The organism is Herbaspirillum sp. 1173 (assembly GCF_031455335.1).
GTDB classification, from domain to species: domain Bacteria; phylum Pseudomonadota; class Gammaproteobacteria; order Burkholderiales; family Burkholderiaceae_D; genus Herbaspirillum; species Herbaspirillum huttiense.
On record NZ_JAVDSP010000001.1, the window covers coordinates 220,240 to 238,819 of the forward strand.

Below are 18,580 nucleotides of genomic sequence, written 5' to 3' on the forward strand. Positions count from 1 at the left end.
AGGGCAGAGAGGGACGCTGTGCGGAATAACTATCTGAATCCGTTATGAACTGGGGTAGCCGATTCCGTCATGCGCAATGAACGGGCATTGACGCATGCGGTTGTTCAGCCACTGCAGTTCGTACCAGACTCGAGGGGATACTCAAGCCTTTTCCTTGATCAGCAGGCCTTGCATCTTGTCGATCGATTTGGCGATGGCAATCGCTTCTTCGCTGGGAATCTGGCGAATCACGGTGTCAGTAGCCGTATCGACAACCTTGATGATGGTCTTGCCGGTGTCCTGGTCTTTCGAGAAATTCAGTGCGGCAGCATTGGCGGCTGCAAAGTCGTTCAACTTGCCAACGGCATCGTTGACTTCACTTTCGGTTGCGCGGCGTGCTTCCGGAGTGGCCGCCGGTGCGACCGTCGATACCACGGGATCGGGCTTTTCGGTCGTCTTCGGTGCTGCATAGGCAGTACCGGAGTCACCAGCAGCAGTGATATTAAGTGGGGCAATCGACATGGTACTACTCCCTTCCTTAAAGGAACGTGCGGAGAATAAGGTCTATCCCCCGCACGTCATCCTACCTAGCTATCTGGCTTATTTCAACAGCGAGAGAACCTGCTGCGGTGCCGAGTTGGCCTGCGACAGCATCGCGGTACCAGCTTGCTGCAGGATCTGCGCACGGGTCAGGTTCGCGGTTTCCTGCGCGTAGTCGGTATCCATGATACGGCTGCGCGACGCGGTGATGTTTTCGCTCGACACTTGCAGGTTGCTGATGACCGCGCTGAAGCGGTTCTGCACTGCACCGAATTCTGCACGCTTGGAGGAGATCAGGCTGATGGCCTTGTCCAGGTTCTGGATGGCCTTCTGAGCGTCGCTCTGAGCGGACGGGGCGGCAACTGCCTGATCCAGCGACAGCTTGGCGCTGTCAACGGCAGCTTGCAGGGTCACGGCCGACGAAGCCAGTGCCGAGGAGGACAGGGACGAACCGGTAGCGAACAGGTTGTCCAGGGCAGCCTTGGCCGAGGTGTAGGTCGCTTGCGCGGTGCTCACGCCGGAGGTGTCGCCCAGACCGATCAGGCCCTTGGCGCTGGTGCCGATGACGGTAGCGATGGTGGAGTTGTTCGACAGGTCATCCAGGGTGATGGTGATCTGGTCGTTCAGCTTGTTGTCTTGCACGTTGGCGCCGACCTGGAACGACAGGGTCAGGGAAGCCGACACGTTCGAAGCGTTCGAGCCGGTACCGGCCGATGCGCCTTGACCAACACCGGTGAACAGGTTCTGGCCGTTGAAGCTGGTGCCGTTCAGAACACGGAACACTTCCTGCGACAGCTGGGTGTATTCGTCGTTCAGGGTCTTGCGGTCTTGTGCGCTGTTGGTGCCGTTGGCTGCTTGCACAGCCAGTTCACGCATACGCTGCAGGTTGTCGCCGACGGTCGACAGAGCGCCTTCAGCGGTTTGCGCCATCGAGATACCGTCGTTGGCGTTACGTTGTGCAACTGCCAGGCCCTTGACCTGGGAGTTCATGCGGTCGGCGATGGCCAGGCCGGCGGCGTCGTCCTTGGCGCTGTTGACGCGCAGGCCGGACGACAGACGTTGGATCGAGGTATTGAGCGACGACTGCGAGGAATTCAGGTTCCGTTGCGTATTGAGCGACGGAATATTGGTATTAATGACTGCTGCCATGTTAATTCTCCTAAGATTTGAGACCGATGATCCGAGTTTCAGTGCCTAACGTTGGTCTTCTACCCATGAGCCCCAGGCGTTTCAACCTCTGTTGATTGCTTTATCGGGCAGTCTTGGAAAAAGTTTAGGGCTTTTGCAAAAAATCTTTTTCAAGGCTTTCCGAACTAAAACTGCGTGCTTTGAAACTCCAAGCAAATCCTTTTTCGACGGCAATTCCAAAAACTTTAGGAAAATTGCTGTTGCGGCCAAGAAAAATGTTCCGAAAAGCAAAAACCGCCCGGGAAGGGCGGTTTCCTGCAATGGCTGGGCGCTCCTAGCCAGCTCAGCCTTGGGCTTTCTTATGTTGCAGCAGCGTTAATTCTTCGCCAACCTTTTTCAGGACCGAGTCCCAATCGCTGACTGCCGGCTGGCGGAACAGGCGCATGCCGGGATACCACGGGGAATCATCGCGGTCGTTGAGCCACCGCCAGTCGGGTACATGCGGCAGCAGTACCCAGGTGGGGTGGCCTAGTGCTCCGGCCAGATGGGCCACCGAAGTATCCACGCAGATAACCAGGTCAAGATTGCTGATGGCGGCAGCGGTATCGGCGAAGTCCTGGCACTCATTGCCCAGGTCAAAGACGGGCCAATCGGCTGGCAACTCCTTCAGGCCGTCGGCAGGCTTGCCTTTTTGCAATGAGTAGAATTCCATCTTGGGGACTTCAAACAATTGCTTGAATTTGTCCAGTGGAATCGAACGATGGCGGTCATTGCCATGCTCCGGATTGCCGCCCCAGACGATGCCGACGCGCAGATTGTCCGCTGATCGTGTCAAGGTGGAAATCTTCTGCTTCCAGTGCGCCGCCAGCGACGCATCGGCAGACAGATAGCCTTCCGCATAGCGCGGGATATCCTCGACGCTATGGGTGCGCAGGGCATAGGGCAGGCTCATGAGCACATAGGCGCAGTCGCAGGGTGGCAGGGGATCGCTTTCGCGCACCAGTGTCACTGCTGGTGTGAAGGATTGGAACAGGCGGTACAGAGGATTCTTCACATGCAGCGCCACGCTGGCACCTTGCTCCATGAGCAAGCGGGCATAGCGCAGGAACTGGATGCTGTCGCCAAAGCCTTGCTCGTGCATCAGCAGGATGCGCTTGCCCGCCAGCGAGGACTTGCCATCCCATTTCGGAATGACCTCGAACAGCTTGTGGATCAGGCGGTAGACGTGGGCGCGTTCCTTGGTGGTGAGGCGGCTCTCGTGGCACTCCCAGCCTTCCTCGAACTGTCCGCGCAGCAACAGGGTCAGTGCCAGGTTGTGCTTGGCGGTCGGGTAATTCGGCCGCAGCGCCAATGCCGTGCGGAAATTGCCAAGCGCATCGTCATAATCGCCATGATCGTGCTGGATCGCGCCGATGTTGTTGTAGGTGAGGGCGTGCTTGGGGTCCAGCGCCAGGGCCTGCTTGAACATGCGCATGGCATCGTCGAAGCGGTCGCCCGTGTTGAAGTAGCTTGAACCGAGCTTGACGTAGCCATTCGGATCCTTGGGTGCGATCTCGATGACGCGCAGCAGGTGTTCGTGGGCTTCTTCGATCTTGTTGATTTTCAGATAACTATCGGCGATCTTGTTGTGGGCGTAGGTGTCCTGGGGATCGAGCAGGATGGCGGTCTTGTGGGACTCTACGGCCTCCTTGTACATCTCCATGGCATGAAAGGCTTCGCCCAGGGCGGTGTGGGAGGGAGCGAAATTGATCTGGTATTCGAGCGACTTCAGAATCGTGGCGACCGCCTCGTCAAAGCGCCGTGCGTCGATCAGGGCGCGGCCCAGGTGCGACAGCGGGCCCGGTGCGTTGGGTTCACGCCGGGCCGCATCCTCGAAGTATTTGATCGAGGCTTCCGGATCGTTCTTTTCGTGCAGGGCATTGGCCAGGCCGATGCGTGCCGCCCGGTTTTCCTTGTCGATGGCGATGGCGCGCTCGTAGATGGCGATGGACTCGTCGATGCGATCCTGGCTCAGCACCGTACCGGCCAGGTTGCTGAGGTATTCGGCGTTGTTCGGATCGGCCTCGATGGCCTTGCGCAGGTATTGCTCGGCTTGCGCGAACTGGCCTTCCTGCATGGCGATCAGTCCGCGTGCGTGGTTGGCAAACACCAGATTGGGGGCGCGGGCCAATACGGCTGTACAGATCGCCTTGGCTTCCTCGGTCTTGCGATTGTCGAGCAGGTCCAGACATTTGCGAACGTCCAGCAGATCCTGCAGGTTGGACTTGGCGGCCGCTGGGGCCGGAATATGTTTGCCGTGCTTGTTGCTGCTCTTGCGCGTCGACATCGAAAAGGGTCCTCTTGGTTGGGCGCATCCATTGCGCCGGGCATAGCTGTCCAGCAAGGATGATATGCGTAACCGGTCACAGGTGAAGAGCTAAATAGAAAGCAAAAAACCTCCGTTTTAAGCGGAGGTTCATGCATAAACAAGCGATCAGTCGCCGCTGGCAGCGTCTTTCCGGCGGTCGGGCCTGCGCGCCGCTCCGAATTCAGTTCCAGCTGCGCAGCAATCCCACGGCCAGTCCTTCGAGTGCAAACTGGTCGTCTTCCGGCTTGACGATGATGGGCTCGAATTCCGGATTCTCGGGGAACAGGGTGATGACGCTGCCGCTCTTCTGGTAGCGCTTGACCGTGACCTCGTCAGCCAGGCGGGCCACCACGATCTGGCCATTGCGCGCCTGGTCGGCGCGCCGCACGGCCAGCAGGTCGCCGTCCAGGATGCCGGCGTCGCGCATGGACATGCCGCGCACCTTGAGCAGGTAGTCGGGCTTGGCCCGGAACATGGCCGGGTCGACCTGGTAAGTCTTTTCCACGTGTTCCTGGGCCAGGATGGGGGAGCCCGCCGCCACGCGCCCGATCAGCGGCAGGCTCAGCTGCATCAGGGCGGGATGGGGCAGGGCCATCTGGCGTGCAGTGCTGATGCCTGTGGTACCTGATTCGCGCAAGCGGATGCCGCGCGAGGTGCCGGGGGAAATCTCGATGGCGCCCTTGCGGGCCAGGGCCTGCAGATGCTCTTCGGCGGCGTTGGCGGAACGGAAGCCCAACTCGGCAGCGATCTCTGCACGCGTGGGAGGGAAGCCGGTGTTCTCGATGGCGTTCTTGATCAGGTTCAGGATCTGTTCCTGGCGCGCAGTCAGTTTGAGCATGAGGGTGGCCTTTCTCGGAGGGAAGGCTGTCTGGATGAACAGTCTGTATTTTTATACAGGTGCAATCCTTGTGTCAACGGCAACATGCATATTCCGGGGCGGAAAAGGCAAGCTTTCTCATTTATATAGAGCGCGCCGCAACTGAAGAATCTGGTTCTGAGCCGCTGGCGGCGATGTGCAGGGTCCGCGTTGTGGCCCTGCGGCCGCAGTGGCGTGACGCTGGCATTGCTGTCAGGACGGAAACCTAGTATGATCTCGGGTTTTCCTCTTCCCACACCCGTCTTGACGCCGGGGTGGGCGTCTTCAATAAGTCCATAAGGAGTCTACATGCGTCATTATGAAATCGTATTTATCGTCCACCCGGACCAAAGCGAGCAAGTGCCGGCGATGATCGAGCGTTACAAGGGCATCGTCACCACCCGCGGCGGCAAGGTCCACCGTGTCGAAGATTGGGGCCGTCGCCAACTGGCTTACCAGATCCAGAAGCTGGCCAAGGCTCACTACGTCTGCCTGAACATCGAAGTCGACAGCGAAACGCTGGCTGAAATCGAAACCGGCTTCAAGTTCAACGACGCCGTCCTGCGCCACCTGACCGTCAAGATGAAGAAGGCCGAAACCGGTCCTTCCCCCATCCTGAAGGCAGTGCAGAAGGAAGACGCGGCCAAGAGCCGTACCGAAGCTCCGGCAGCTTAAGCGCTGCGAACATCGCGGAGAGTGAACCAGTTTCAAGTCATCGCCAGCCTGGCAGAACGTGATGTCCTACGTTATACGCCGGCCGGTATCCCGATTGTCACTGCCAGGTTGCAGCATCAGTCGGAGCAGACGGAGGCTGGCATGAAGCGTCAGGTCGAATTCGAGATCGCGGCGCTGGCAGCGGGGGAAATCTCCGGTGCGCTCAACAGGGCGGCACTGGGTGAAGTCTTCCGGTTCACCGGCTTTTTGGCCCGCAGGAATCGCAACAGCAAGAGCGTCGTGTTTCATATCGTTGATTTTGGCCCGGTCGCGCCGGATTGAGCGGCGCAAGGTAGCCAAACAGACCTTACCCAATTTTTAGATACAGGAGCCAACCATGGCATTCGGTAAAAAGTTCGATAAAAGCAAGCTGAAAAACAAGCGCCAACAGCAAAACCCGCTGTTCAAGCGCAAGAAATTCTGCCGTTTCACCGCCGCTGGCGTTGAACAGGTCGATTACAAGGACGTGGACACCCTGAAGGACTTCGTCCAGGAAAACGGCAAGATCATGCCGGCACGCCTGACCGGTACCAAGGCCCACTACCAGCGTCAAGTTGACACCGCCATCAAGCGCGCGCGTTACCTGGCTCTGCTGCCGTACACCGATCTGCACAACGCCTAATCAGCGTCGAGAAATAGGAGAAAAACATGCAAGTCATTCTGTTGGAAAAAATCGTGAATCTCGGCGGTCTGGGTGATGTCGTGCGCGTCAAGGACGGTTTCGCACGCAACTTCCTGATCCCCCAACGCAAGGCCCGCCGCGCTACCGATGCAGCCATCGCTGAATTCGAAGCCAAGCGCGCTGACCTGGAAAAGGCTGCCGCCGAGAAGCTGGCCGCTGCCCAAGCCCAAGGCGAAAAGCTGGCTGGCGCTACCGTGGAAGTGTCGCAGAAGGCCGGCGTTGACGGCCGTCTGTTCGGTTCCGTGACCAACTTCGACATCGCTGAAGCCCTGGGCAAGAAGGGTTTTGCTGTCGAGAAGTCGCAAGTGCGCCTGCCCAACGGCCCGCTGAAGACCGTTGGCGAACACCCCGTGTCGGTGGCTCTGCACACCGACGTGGTGGTCGATGTCACCATCGCAGTCAAGGGCGAGCAAGCGTAATACGCCTGTTTGCTGCAATTCGTTTTGCAATAGAAAAGCCGGGTTCGCCTGGCTTTTTTATTGTCAGTTGTACCAAGACACGCCGCCACTGGTCATCGTCATGGCGCGGCTTGTCAATGGCTTCATATTGCATTCGTTCGCATGAAGCATCTGGCCGTGCAAAAACGTTCGGCCGGACCTACGGCTTCACATCAGCAGGTTATAATGCGCGCCATGAAAGAATCGTCCCGCGGCAATCCAGAATTTTTCCGTGGCCAGAGAGAGTCATCCGATCCCCAGATCGATGCGCTCCGCGTGCCGCCCCACTCCATCGAGGCCGAGCAATCGGTGCTGGGCGGCCTGCTGCTGGACAACGCAGCCTGGGACCGTATCGCCGACTTCGTCAGCGCTGAAGACTTTTACCGCTACGATCACCGCATCATCTTCGAGCACATCGTCAAGCTCATCAACAGTACCAAGCCGGCCGACGTCATTACCGTCTATGAAGCCATGTCCACCAGCGGCAAGGCCGAAGAGGTGGGCGGGCTGGTTTATCTGAATGCACTGGCGCAAAACACGCCTTCTGCGGCCAACATCCGCCGCTATGCCGAGATCGTCCGTGATCGCGGCATTCTGCGCAAGCTCATCACCGTGGCCGACGAGATTTCCGGCAATGCCTTCAATCCGCAGGGCAAGGATGTGAAGTCCATGCTGGACGAGGCCGAATCCAAGATCTTCGCCATCGCCGAAGAAGGGTCGCGCGGCTCTCAGGGCTTCATGGAAATCCAGCCGCTGCTCACGCAAGTGGTCGAGCGCATCGACGAACTTTACAATCGCGACAATACCAGCGACATCACCGGCGTTCCGACCGGTTTCATGGATCTGGACAAGATGACCTCCGGCCTGCAGCCGGGCGACCTGATCATCGTCGCTGGCCGTCCTTCCATGGGTAAAACCGCTTTCTCGATCAACATCGGCGAACATGTCGCCATCGAGTCGGGCCTGCCGGTAGCCGTGTTCTCCATGGAAATGGGTGGCGCGCAGCTGGCCATGCGTATGCTGGGTTCAGTCGGACGCCTGGACCAGCACCGCCTGCGTACCGGCCGCCTGCTGGACGAAGACTGGCCGCGCCTGACGCACGCCATCCAGAAGATGAACGATGCGCAGTTCTACATCGACGAAACGCCGGCGCTGTCGCCCATCGAATTGCGCGCACGTTCGCGCCGCCTGGCGCGCCAATGCGGCAAGCTGGGCCTGATCATCATCGACTACCTGCAGCTGATGTCGGGCAACGGTGGCAGCTCTTCTGAAAACCGCGCCTCCGAAATCTCGGAAATCTCGCGTAGCCTGAAGGGCCTGGCCAAGGAACTCAACTGCCCGGTGATCGCGCTGTCGCAGCTGAACCGCTCGCTGGAACAACGTCCCAACAAGCGTCCCGTGATGTCCGACTTGCGCGAATCAGGCGCTATCGAACAGGATGCTGACGTTATTTTGTTCATTTACCGTGATGAAGTTTACAATCCGGACTCGCCCGACAAGGGCACGGCGGAAATCATCATCGGCAAGCAGCGTAATGGCCCCATCGGCAGCATTCGTCTGTCCTTCCTGGGGATGTATACCAAGTACGACAACTATATCGGCAATCTGGCGCAGCCTTACGGCGGCGACTGATGCCATCGGCGGCGCGCCACCAGGGCGTGTCGCTGCACAAGGATCACGGGCGGCGTCGGGCCGCCCGTGTCATGCAAGGCGAACGGCCCCCAAGGCCGTTCGTGCAGGACCGGCAGGGCGGGGTACCGGCTTCCAAGGGGGTAGCCGCAGGCCGGTTCGAAACGGCGCTTTACATGAGCGCTAACCATTGATGAGAGAGAAAAATGTTTGGACGATTGATGCCGACTGAAGGCAAATTCTTTGACCTTTTCAATCAGCATGCAGAGCTGGCGGTCAAGTGCGCGAAAGAAATGGTGGCGCTGATGACCAATTTCGACGACCTTGAAATTCGCGTGCACGCCATTGAAGCCGTCGAGAAGGAAGCCGACAAGGTCACGCACAATGCCATCGAACTGCTGCACAAGACCTTCATCACGCCGCTGGACCGCGATGACATCCACCAGCTGATCACCCGCATGGATGACATCCTGGACCTGCTCGAAGATGCGGCCCAGACCATCTCGCTCTACGACATCAAGGCCATCACGCCGGAAGCCAAACGCCTGGCCGAGCTGTGCCTGTCCTGTGCGGAGAAGGTGCAAGCCGCCGTGGGCCTGCTGTCGAACATGGACAACTCGCGCCAGATCCTGTCGATCTGCCAGGAAATCGACCGCCTGGAATCCGACGCCGACCACGTCATGCGTGCGGCCATGTCCAAGCTGTTCCGCGATGAACCGGACGTGCGCACCCTGATCAAGCTCAAGGCCATCTACGAAATCCTGGAAACCGTCACCGATCGCTGCGAAGACGTGGCCAACATCATCGAAGGCATCATCGTCGAAAACGCCTGATCTCGCGGCGTAGCGGCGATTCCCTCGATTTCCGACGGGGACGCCGCTGGTTTCACACAACGGTTTCCCCCATGCAAACAATCCAAATCAGCTTACATATTCTCGCGTTGTTGATCGTCCTGGCGCTGCTGTTCGACTTCATGAATGGTTTCCACGACGCCGCCAACGCGATCGCCACCGTGGTCTCCACGGGCGTGCTGCGTCCGCAGACCGCCGTGGCCATGGCCGCCTTCTTCAACCTGGCGGCCGTGTTCGTGTTCCATCAACTGCACGTGGCGGCTTCGGTGGGCAAGGGCACCATCGAACCGGCCATTGTTGACCAGTACGTCATCTTCGGTGCCCTGATCGGGGCCATCTTCTGGAACCTGGTGACCTGGTATTACGGCATCCCGTCCTCGTCCTCGCATGCTCTGATCGGCGGCCTGGTCGGCGCGGCCGTGGCCAAGGCCGGCACCGGCGCGCTGATCTCGGCGGGCCTGCTGAAGACGATTCTCTTCATCGTGCTCTCGCCCGTGCTGGGCTTGGTCTTTGGCTCCCTGATGATGCTCGTGGTCTCGTGGATCTTCTTCCGCTCCACGCCACGCAAGATCGATGGCTGGTTCCGCCGTCTTCAGCTGCTGTCGGCCTCCATGTACAGTCTGGGCCACGGCGGCAATGACGCGCAGAAGACCATCGGCATCATCTGGATGCTGCTGATCGCTTCGGGCTATTCCTCCCCGGATGCGCCGCCGATGTGGGTCATCATTTCCTGCTACTGCGCCATCAGCCTCGGTACGCTCTTCGGTGGCTGGCGCATCGTCAAGACCATGGGCCAGAAGATCACCAAGTTGAAGCCCGTCGGCGGTTTCTGCGCCGAAACCGGCGGTGCGATCACCTTGTTCATCGCCACCGCCCTGGGCATTCCGGTCTCGACTACCCACACCATCACCGGTGCCATCGTCGGCGTGGGCGCGGCGCAGAAGATGTCGGCCGTGCGTTGGGGCGTGGCCAGCAACATCGTTTGGGCCTGGATCTTCACCATTCCGGCCTCGGCCTTCGTGGCGGCGATCGCCTGGTGGATTGGCGTGCACGTGCTGTAACAAGCCGTCATTCATGGTCGCTGCCAGCGCGGCGGCCGTCCAAAAGCAAAAAGCCACGTTTTCACGTGGCTTTTTGCTTGGGTGCTGAAGAAAAGTGCTTACAACACGTCGCTGGCGTGATCGGCCAGGCGCGAGCGTTCGCCACGCGCCAGGGTGACATGCCCGCTGTGCGCCCAGCCCTTGAAGCGGTCGACCACATAGGTCAGGCCGCTGGAGCCTTCGGTCAGGTAGGGCGTGTCGATCTGGGCGATGTTGCCCAGACACACGATCTTGGTGCCGGGACCGGCACGGGTGACCAGGGTCTTCATCTGCTTGGGCGTCAGGTTCTGGGCCTCGTCGATGATCAAGAACTTGTTCACGAACGTGCGTCCGCGCATGAAGTTGAGCGACTTGATCTTGATGCGCGAGCGGATCAGGTCCTGGGTCGCGGCACGGCCCCATTCCCCGGCATCGCCATCGGACTTGTTGAGCACTTCGAGGTTGTCATCGAAGGCGCCCATCCAGGGGCCCATCTTCTCTTCTTCCGTGCCCGGCAGGAAACCGATGTCTTCACCGACCGGCACCGTCACGCGGGTGACGATGATTTCGTTGTAGAGCTTGGTCTCCAGCACTTGCGCCAGGCCCGAGGCCAGTGCCAGCAGGGTCTTGCCGGTACCGGCCTGGCCCAGCAGGGTGACGAAATCACACTCCGGGTTCATCAGCAGGTTCAGCGCGAAGTTCTGCTCGCGGTTGCGCGCAGTGATGCCCCAGACGCTGTTCTTGGCGTGGCCGAAGTCGCGCAGGGTCTGCAGCACGGCAGTCTTGCCGTTGATCTGGCTGACCTGGCCGTAGAAGGCCGGTTCACCATTCTTGGGCTCGATGAAGACGAACTGGTTGACCAGGAGCGAGGGCACGTAGGGGCCGGTGACACGGTAGTAGGTGTAGCTGCTGCCGTGGCGGCTTTCCTGCCAGGACTCCATGCCCTTGCCATGCTTGTTCCAGAAGTCATCCGGCAGCTGCTGGATGCCCGAATACAGCAGGTCGGTATCTTCCAGCACATGGTCGTTGAAGTAATCTTCCGCGGGCAGGCCAATGGCACGCGCCTTGAGGCGCATGTTGATGTCCTTGGAGACCAGCACCACCGGACGTTCCGGATACTGCTGGTCCAGCGCGCGTACCACGCCCAGGATCTGGTTGTCGGCCTTGCCTTCGGGCAGGCCTTCCGGCAGGGCGGCGTTCTGCAGCTTGGTCTGGAAGTACAGGCGGCCCTTGGCATCCTTGTTGCCCAGCTTGGCCAGCGGGATGCCCAGGTCGATCGAATCCTCGGCCACGTCGGACACCAGCGCATCCAGCGAACGCGAGATCTGGCGCGCATTGCGGGCCACCTCGGACATGCCCTTCTTGTGGTTGTCCAGCTCTTCGAGCGTGACCATGGGCAGGTAGATGTCATGCTCCTCGAAGCGGAACAGCGAGGTCGGATCGTGCATCAGCACGTTGGTATCCAGCACGAACAGCTTGGACTTGCCCAGCTTGTCGGCCACGCGGCTGGTGGGCGACTTGGGTCGGGCTTCTGCGCTCTTGGGAGCGGCTTTCGGTTTCTCGGCCACGGCGGCAGTCTTGCCGGTGATGCGCGCGCGGGGCGCGGTGACCTTGGTATCGGAGACGTCGGCAACGGCAACTGCAACTGCTTGGGGAGCAACTACGGGAGCGGAGGTTTCAACGAGAGTGATGTTCGGTTTGACGGGCTTGTTGCGATCGGCCTTGGGATAGTCCTTGGGAGACAGCATCGAAGCTGGTTTGCTCGGCATTTTGGGCAGGGGCATCAGGACCTCGGAAGTGGATGAAGAAAACACCGCTTTGTCAGAGCGAACAGGTGAAGCAATACATCAGACAGCAAAGAGAGGGATCTTGCTGCAAGGCCGGGCATGCCAATGAAATCCTTGCACCTGTGCTGCAACGTAGCAGCCGTTGCCGTACGGAGGGCAGACAGGGAATGAGCGAGGGCTTGATTGGCCGGGACGGCAGGGGTGGCAAAGTAAAAAGTAAAAAAGCCGTTTCGGCAGGCCACGGGCCTTAACCTGAAACGGCTTCCAGCAAACGTTTTTCTGTTTGAATTCAATGGCTTGTATCGTTTGACCGCATGGTTGGAACGCGTCGCAGCTACTTGCCAGGTCTCCGCGCCGCGGCCTGAATCGATCGTTGCCGTCCGGACCCTGCGCGCAGCAGCCGGGTGGGCTATTGCGCTGCAGCAACCGGACCGCCTGTCTCAGGAATCGAACTTCATTCAGGCCAGGGTTTTGATGAAGGCCAGCACCTCATCCACGTGTGCAGGAACCTTCACTCCACGCCATTCTTTCACCACTTTGCCTGCGGCGTCAATCACAAACGTGCTGCGCTCCACGCCACGTACCTGCTTGCCATACATGTTTTTCATCTTCATGACGTCGAACATGGTGCACAGGGTTTCATCGGGGTCGGAGATCAGCTCGAAGGGCATGCCCAGCTTGCCCTTGAAGTTTTCGTGGGACTTCAGGCTGTCGCGGCTGATGCCGAAGATCTCGGTGTTGGCGGCCTGGAATTGCGGATGCAGGTCACGGAACTGCATGCCCTCGGTGGTACAGCCGGGGGTGTTGTCCTTGGGGTAAAAATACAGAACCAGGTTCTTGCCGCGATAGTCGGCCAGGTTGAAGGTCTTGCCACTGGTCATGGCGGCCGAGAAGTCCGGCACGGTCTTGTTCAGGAGGGATGGTCGGTCTGTCAAAGTGGCGCCCCGTAGGTGAAGTCTTGTTGGTGGATGGTTGGCGGGCCGGGGTTCCCGGCCCTGATAAAGCCATGATCAAGCCCTGTGCAGCCTTACATGGCCTGCACGATCATCTCGCCCGACCGGCCGGGCAGTTCGCCCCAGGCGATCGGCAGGATGGGCAGGACGTCATTCTTGATGCTCTGGTAGTAGTCGCCCATGGAGACCAGTTCGTAGCCTTGGGCGCGCCAGCCAGTGAGCAATTGTTCGAAAATGGGGCCGAGTTTCTGTCCTTCAAGCTCCGCGTGAAGAGTGAAGACATGGTCACGCGGTTCCTTGGTCAACTGAAGCAAAAATTCAGCAGCATTGCTCGCGTCGATCATCTTGCCGCCGATCTCGCGACCCAGGATTTCATCCAGCGTGGGCAGGGTGGTGGGCAGTTGCACGCAGGAGAGCGGCTTGCCGAAGGCCGACAGGCGATGCGGGCCGGCATCGGCATCGGCCAGGCGGCCGTTTTCCCGCAGCTGCGAGCGTCCGTCCGAGGAGTAGGCCATGCCGAACTGGTCCAGCTGGACGAAGGCGTGATCGTTCATCTGCCAGCCCGCAGCGCCGTGCGTACGGGGTGCCTCACCGAAAATCTCGCGATAGCGGGCATGCGACTTGTGCATGGTCTCCACGGTCCACTGAGCGTCGGCAGTGCGAACGTCGTCCTGCCAGACCCGGTGGTCCCAGGTATGGATGCCGCATTCGAAACCCGCGTCCCTGGCTGAGCGCATGAAATCGGCGCAGGTCTTGCCGATGTCGGGGGCGGGCAGCAGGGTGCCGTACATCAGCGTTTTGATGCCATAGTGTTCCACCACCGAAGTGCGCGAGACCTTGCTGAAGAAGCCCGGACGGAAGATCTGCTTCAGCGCCCAGCCGGTGTGGTCGGGCCCGAGCGAGAACAGAAAGGTGGCACCGGCACGATGGCGGCGCAGCTGGTTGATCAGGTTGGGGACGCCCACGCGGGTGCCGCGGTACGTATCGGCGTCGATCTTGAGAGTGAGTTTGGGCAATTCGCTGGACCGGAAAGAGGGTGATCGGCGGTGGTCCGCCATGGTGTTGCTGACTGTCGTGGTAGTGCGCCGGGCGTTGGACTGCGGCGGCTGACGACAAGTTGCGAGACTAGCATCCTGCGCCGGATAGAACAATATGCAGCAGCGCAGCATGCGGGGCAATACGGTGTCACGACGGCGATCTGTTCCGGCGCAAGCCAGACGGACATGGCCGGAAAAAGCAAAACCGCGCCGAAGCGCGGTTTGCATGAGATCGACAGTCAGCGGCCAATCAATCCATCAGCGCACGTGCCTGAGCCACCTGGCTGCGGTAGGCATCGAAGATGTTGCGCAGGGTGTCGGCCATGGTGGTCTTGGGGGCCCAGTTCAGTTCGTCACAGGTGTTGGTGATCTTGGGCACGCGGTTCTGCACGTCCTGATAACCCTTGCCGTAGTAGGCGGCGGAGGTGGTCTCGACCAGCTTGACCTGCTTGGCGGTCTCGGCGTATTCCGGGTACTCGGCGGCCAGCTTGAGCATCATGTCGGCCAGGTCCTTGATGGAATAATTGTTCACCGGATTGCCGATGTTGTAGATCTTGCCGGAGGCCACGCCGCCTTCGTTGGCGATGATCTTCATCAGGGCGTCAATGCCGTCATCGATGTAGGTGAAGGCGCGCTTCTGCTGGCCGCCGTCGACCAGGGAGATATTCTCGCCACGGACGATGTGGCCGAAGAACTGGGTCACCACGCGCGACGAACCTTCCTTCGGGGTGTGGATCGAGTCCAGGCCGGCACCGATCCAGTTGAACGGACGGAACAGGGTGAAGTTCAGGCCGGCTTCCATGCCGTAGCCCCAGATCACGCGGTCCATCAGCTGCTTGGCGCAGGAGTAGATCCAGCGCGGCTTGTTGATCGGGCCGCAGATCAGTTCGGATTCTTCCGGATCGAATTCCTCGTCATGGCACATGCCATAGACTTCCGAGGTCGAGGGGAAGACCAGGTGCTTCTTGTACTTGGCGGCCGAACGCACGATCGGCAGGTTGGCTTCGAAGTCCAGCTCGAACACGCGCAGCGGGGCGTTCACGTAGGTCGACGGGGTCGCGATGGCCACCAGCGGCAGGATCACGTCACACTTCTTGACGTGGTATTCCACCCATTCCTGGTTGATCGTGATGTCGCCCTCGAAGAAGTGCATGCGCGACTTGTAGGCCTCGTTTTCCAGAATGTCGGTGATGCGGTCGGTCATCATGTCCATGCCATAGACGTGCCAGTCCGTGGTTTCCAGAATGCGCTTGGACAGGTGGTGGCCGATGAAGCCGTTGACGCCGAGAATGAGGACTTTTTTCATAATGTAGAGAGCTAGTGAATGGCCGGACTTCAGGAGGCCATGTATTTCAGGTAATTGTTGAGTGAAGCATCCTGATCATTGATCAGGATGCCCAGGATCTGGAGGAAGTTGCCATCGCCACAACGTGCGTACAACTTGCCGCCTTCGAAGAACTTGTCTTGCGTACCGTGGGCCCGCTGCAGCGCAGGATGGGCCGCCGGCGGAACCAGCCGGGTTCTCGTGACCGTAATTTTATCACCCGCGATTTCCTCGAAGGCACCCGGATAGGGCGGGGCCACCGCGCGCACCAGATTATGGACCTCGCCGGCGGTACGCCGCCAGTCGATACGGCCATCTTCCGGCTTGCGGCCACTGAAGTAGCTGCCTTGCGAGAGGTCATTGGGCAGGTTGGGCGTATTGCCCGCCAGCATGGCCGGCAATACGTTCCAGAGCGTCATTTCTGCCGCCACGACCACCTTGCCAAAGACTTCATGCGCGGTATCGTCCGGCAGAATCGGTACGGCAGTCTGCGCCACGATGGCACCGGCGTCGGGCTTGACCGTCATCTCATGCAGGGTGGCGCCGGTTTCGCTCTCGCCATGCAGCACCGCCCAGTTGATGGGGACGCGGCCACGATACTTCGGCAGCAACGAGCCGTGCATGTTGTAGGCACCGCGCCTGGCGCAGGCCAGCACTTCCACCGGCAGCATATGACGGTAGTAGAAACTGAAGAGGAAGTCCGGCTGCAGCGCTTGCAACTGCGCCAGCAGCTGCGGCGAGCGCGGGTCAGCTGGGGTGATGCAGGCAATGCCATGTTCGCGGCACAGGCTGGCTACGGAACCGAACCAGATATTCTCGGTAGCGCTGTCCTCGTGGGTCACCACCAGCGACACCTGCACGCCACGCGCGAGCAAGACCTTCAGGCAGCGGACGCCCACATCATGGTAGGCAAAGACGACGGCGTTCATAGGGCTTGCTTGTCTTCCGAAGAGGATTGCTCAAGGATGGCTTGCACCACATAGCGCGGGCGCGAGCGCACCTGCATGTAGATGCGGCCGATGTATTCGCCCAGCAGGCCGATGGAGAACAGGATCACGCCCATCAGGAAGAAGGTGATGGCGAACAGCGTGAAGACGCCACCGACTTCCGCGCCGATCAGCATGCGGCGCAGCACGATCAGGATGAACAGCGCCGCCGACGCGAACGACAGGCCGATACCCAGCAGCGAAAAGAATTGCAGCGGCACCAGCGAGAAGCCGGTGACCAGATCGAAGTTCAGGCGGATCAGGCTGTAGAAGGAATACTTCGATTCGCCAGCCGAGCGCTCTTCATGTTCCACCACGATCTCGGTCGGATTGCGCGAGAAGGTGTAGGCCAGGGCCGGCACGAAGGTATTGACCTCGCGGCACTGGTTGACCAGGTCGATGACGTTGCGGCCATAGGCACGCAGCATGTTGCCCTGGTCGGTCATCTTGATGCGCGTGATCTTCTCGCGCAGGCGGTTCATGGCCTTGGAGGCGTAGGTGCGCCAGGCCGAATCCTGGCGCTTGCGGCGAATCGAGCCGACGTAGTCGTAGCCCTCGCGCATCTTGGCCACCAGGTTGCCGATTTCTTCCGGCGGATTCTGCAGGTCGGCATCCAGCGTCACCACCACTTCGCCACGGGTGGCTTCGAAGCCCGCCATGATCGCCATGTGCTGGCCGTAGTTGCCATTGAACAGCACCACCCGCGTCACGTCCGGGCGCAGGCGGTATTGCTCGGCCAGGATGCCGGCGGAGCGGTCGCGGCTGCCATCGTTGACGAAGATGACTTCATAGCTGTAGCCCAGGGCGTCCAGCGCCGGGTAAAGGCGCTCGAACAATTTGGAGAGCCCGGATTCCTCGTTGTAAACCGGGATGACGACGGACAGTTCTGGTTTCATCAAATATCAAAAAAATAAGGCTGGAATGCCTGGCCCTGCGGCCTGCATCCAGCGGTACTGAAAGCGTGTTCTGCAATAAATCAATGGCCCGATGCGCCACGAAACAGGGTCATCGCGGCGTTCAGGCCAGGGGCAAGGCAGGAGACCAGCTTGCGAAAATGCAAATAAAACGAATTATGCCGAATTTTTTCGTCGAATTCTTTGCATTATCCGCAAAAATCAACCAAGCACCGATTTTACCGTTTCCACCGAGCGTTCCACGTCCTCTTTACTCATTGCATTGAACATGGGCAGCGACACGATGCGCTGGCCGACGCGTTCGGCCACCGGGAACATGCCTTCCTTGAAGCCACGTTCACGATAGAGCTTCAGCAAGTGAATGGACGGGTAGTGGTAGCCGATGCCGACCTGCTTTTCCATCATCTTTTCCATGAAGGCGGCGCGGGTGATGCGCTCCGGCAGGACCAGCTGGAACATGTGCCAGTTGGAGTTCTCGAAGTCGGCCACTGGCAGCTGGGCACCGAAGCTGGCTTCGAAATCGCTCCCGAAGCAGGCGAAATAGTGGCGCGCCAGTTCCTTGCGATGGGCGGTGACGGCATCGATGTGGGCGAACTGGCCCAGGCCGATGGCGGCGGCCACGTCGGTCATGTTGAACTTGCCGCCCAGAACATCCACTTCCAGGCCGTCGAAGCCGCTGCGGGTGACGCCCTGCAGGCGGTATTTCTCGGCCAGACGGGCTTCCTCGGCATTGTTGAGCACCAAGAAACCGCCTTCGGAACTGGTGATGTTCTTGTTGGCCTGCAGGCTGAAGGAGACGAAATCGCCGAAGGCACCGATGCGCTTGCCTTTCCAGGTCGAACCCAGCGCCTGGGCGGCATCTTCCACCACGCGCAGATTGTGCTTGGCGGCAATCGCGTAGAGGCGGTCCATGTCCAGCGGCAGGCCGGCCAGGTAGACCGGGATGATGGCCTTGGTGCGCGGGGTAATGGCGGCTTCGAGGCGGTCCAGGTCGATGTTGCGGGTGACCGGATCGATGTCGGCGAACACCGGGGTGGCGCCGGTTTCCAGGATCACGTTGGCGGTGGCGACCCAGGAGATGGGGGTGGTGATGACTTCATCGCCCGCGCCGATGCCGGCGATGCGCAGCGCGATTTCCATGGTGCAGGTGCCGGAGTTGAAGGTGCGCACGATGCGTCCGCCCAGGTAGTCCGACAAGGCCTTTTCGAACGCCTGCACCTTGGGGCCGCTGGTGATCCAGCCCGAGCGCAGCACTTCGCCGACGGCGGCGATGGTGGCGTCATCGATGGTGGGTTTGGAAAACGGCAGGAAAGGCAGGCTCATGGTGGAATCCGGTC

At 60.0% G+C, this 18,580-nt stretch carries 18 protein-coding genes; 7 read left to right on the top strand and 11 right to left on the bottom strand.

Annotated features, from left to right (window positions below):
• Positions 1-141: 141 nt before the first annotated feature.
• The 4 genes from J2X56_RS01085 to lexA all read right to left on the bottom strand — a co-directional run bounded on the left by J2X56_RS01085 (position 142) and on the right by lexA (position 4,832).
• Positions 142-501, bottom strand: a complete 360-nt coding sequence (locus tag J2X56_RS01085) for a flagellar protein FlaG (protein WP_121039773.1) — start codon at positions 499-501, stop codon at positions 142-144.
• A gap of 78 nt (positions 502-579) precedes the next feature.
• The gene (locus tag J2X56_RS01090) at positions 580-1,668 is read right to left on the bottom strand and encodes a flagellin (protein ID WP_121039776.1); all 1,089 of its coding nucleotides are present in this window, start codon (positions 1,666-1,668) and stop codon (positions 580-582) included.
• Positions 1,669-1,990: 322 nt separating this feature from the next.
• Positions 1,991-3,973: a tetratricopeptide repeat protein gene (locus J2X56_RS01095; RefSeq protein ID WP_121039779.1), complete on the bottom strand. Its 1,983-nt coding sequence runs from the start codon at positions 3,971-3,973 to the stop codon at positions 1,991-1,993.
• 202 nt (positions 3,974-4,175) lie between these two features.
• Positions 4,176-4,832, bottom strand: coding sequence for a transcriptional repressor LexA (gene lexA, locus J2X56_RS01100; RefSeq protein WP_121039782.1), 657 nt, complete (start codon positions 4,830-4,832; stop codon positions 4,176-4,178).
• A gap of 327 nt (positions 4,833-5,159) precedes the next feature.
• Between lexA and rpsF the strand changes: the two genes are divergently transcribed.
• The 7 genes from rpsF to J2X56_RS01135 all read left to right on the top strand — a co-directional run bounded on the left by rpsF (position 5,160) and on the right by J2X56_RS01135 (position 10,224).
• Entirely contained in the window at positions 5,160-5,525 is a 366-nt protein-coding gene (gene rpsF, locus J2X56_RS01105) for a 30S ribosomal protein S6 (RefSeq protein WP_006462645.1), read from the top strand.
• 21 nt (positions 5,526-5,546) lie between these two features.
• Positions 5,547-5,846, top strand: a complete 300-nt coding sequence (priB, locus tag J2X56_RS01110) for a primosomal replication protein N (RefSeq protein WP_121039785.1) — start codon at positions 5,547-5,549, stop codon at positions 5,844-5,846.
• A 55-nt stretch (positions 5,847-5,901) separates the two neighbouring features.
• Complete coding sequence (gene rpsR / locus J2X56_RS01115; protein ID WP_006462643.1) at positions 5,902-6,186, top strand: 30S ribosomal protein S18; 285 nt, start codon at positions 5,902-5,904, stop codon at positions 6,184-6,186.
• Positions 6,187-6,212: 26 nt separating this feature from the next.
• The gene (rplI, locus tag J2X56_RS01120; protein WP_121039788.1) at positions 6,213-6,665 is read left to right on the top strand and encodes a 50S ribosomal protein L9; all 453 of its coding nucleotides are present in this window, start codon (positions 6,213-6,215) and stop codon (positions 6,663-6,665) included.
• 204 nt (positions 6,666-6,869) lie between these two features.
• Positions 6,870-8,315: a replicative DNA helicase gene (locus J2X56_RS01125; protein ID WP_121039791.1), complete on the top strand. Its 1,446-nt coding sequence runs from the start codon at positions 6,870-6,872 to the stop codon at positions 8,313-8,315.
• A gap of 203 nt (positions 8,316-8,518) precedes the next feature.
• Positions 8,519-9,145: a DUF47 domain-containing protein gene (locus tag J2X56_RS01130; RefSeq protein WP_034330265.1), complete on the top strand. Its 627-nt coding sequence runs from the start codon at positions 8,519-8,521 to the stop codon at positions 9,143-9,145.
• 71 nt (positions 9,146-9,216) lie between these two features.
• A complete protein-coding gene (locus J2X56_RS01135) occupies positions 9,217-10,224 on the top strand; it encodes an inorganic phosphate transporter (protein ID WP_039788418.1) in 1,008 nt (335 codons plus the stop codon).
• Between the two features lie 98 nt (positions 10,225-10,322).
• On the opposite strand, the gene J2X56_RS01140 is transcribed toward J2X56_RS01135, so the two are convergent.
• The 7 genes from J2X56_RS01140 to J2X56_RS01170 all read right to left on the bottom strand — a co-directional run bounded on the left by J2X56_RS01140 (position 10,323) and on the right by J2X56_RS01170 (position 18,566).
• Positions 10,323-11,990: a PhoH family protein gene (locus tag J2X56_RS01140; protein ID WP_310157506.1), complete on the bottom strand. Its 1,668-nt coding sequence runs from the start codon at positions 11,988-11,990 to the stop codon at positions 10,323-10,325.
• Between the two features lie 497 nt (positions 11,991-12,487).
• The gene (locus J2X56_RS01145; RefSeq protein WP_083859450.1) at positions 12,488-12,964 is read right to left on the bottom strand and encodes a peroxiredoxin; all 477 of its coding nucleotides are present in this window, start codon (positions 12,962-12,964) and stop codon (positions 12,488-12,490) included.
• Between the two features lie 92 nt (positions 12,965-13,056).
• Complete coding sequence (locus J2X56_RS01150; protein WP_134222218.1) at positions 13,057-13,998, bottom strand: xylanase; 942 nt, start codon at positions 13,996-13,998, stop codon at positions 13,057-13,059.
• A gap of 271 nt (positions 13,999-14,269) precedes the next feature.
• On the bottom strand, positions 14,270-15,325 hold the full coding sequence (locus J2X56_RS01155) for a bifunctional UDP-4-keto-pentose/UDP-xylose synthase (RefSeq protein WP_051057356.1): 1,056 nt from the start codon (positions 15,323-15,325) through the stop codon (positions 14,270-14,272).
• Positions 15,326-15,354: 29 nt separating this feature from the next.
• On the bottom strand, positions 15,355-16,272 hold the full coding sequence (locus J2X56_RS01160; RefSeq protein ID WP_121039794.1) for a formyltransferase: 918 nt from the start codon (positions 16,270-16,272) through the stop codon (positions 15,355-15,357).
• Positions 16,269-17,225: a glycosyltransferase gene (locus tag J2X56_RS01165; RefSeq protein ID WP_034330258.1), complete on the bottom strand. Its 957-nt coding sequence runs from the start codon at positions 17,223-17,225 to the stop codon at positions 16,269-16,271. The genes J2X56_RS01160 and J2X56_RS01165 overlap by 4 nt, the downstream gene beginning before the upstream one ends.
• Positions 17,226-17,444: 219 nt before the next feature.
• The gene (locus J2X56_RS01170; protein ID WP_310157519.1) at positions 17,445-18,566 is read right to left on the bottom strand and encodes a DegT/DnrJ/EryC1/StrS aminotransferase family protein; all 1,122 of its coding nucleotides are present in this window, start codon (positions 18,564-18,566) and stop codon (positions 17,445-17,447) included.
• Positions 18,567-18,580: the final 14 nt, after the last annotated feature.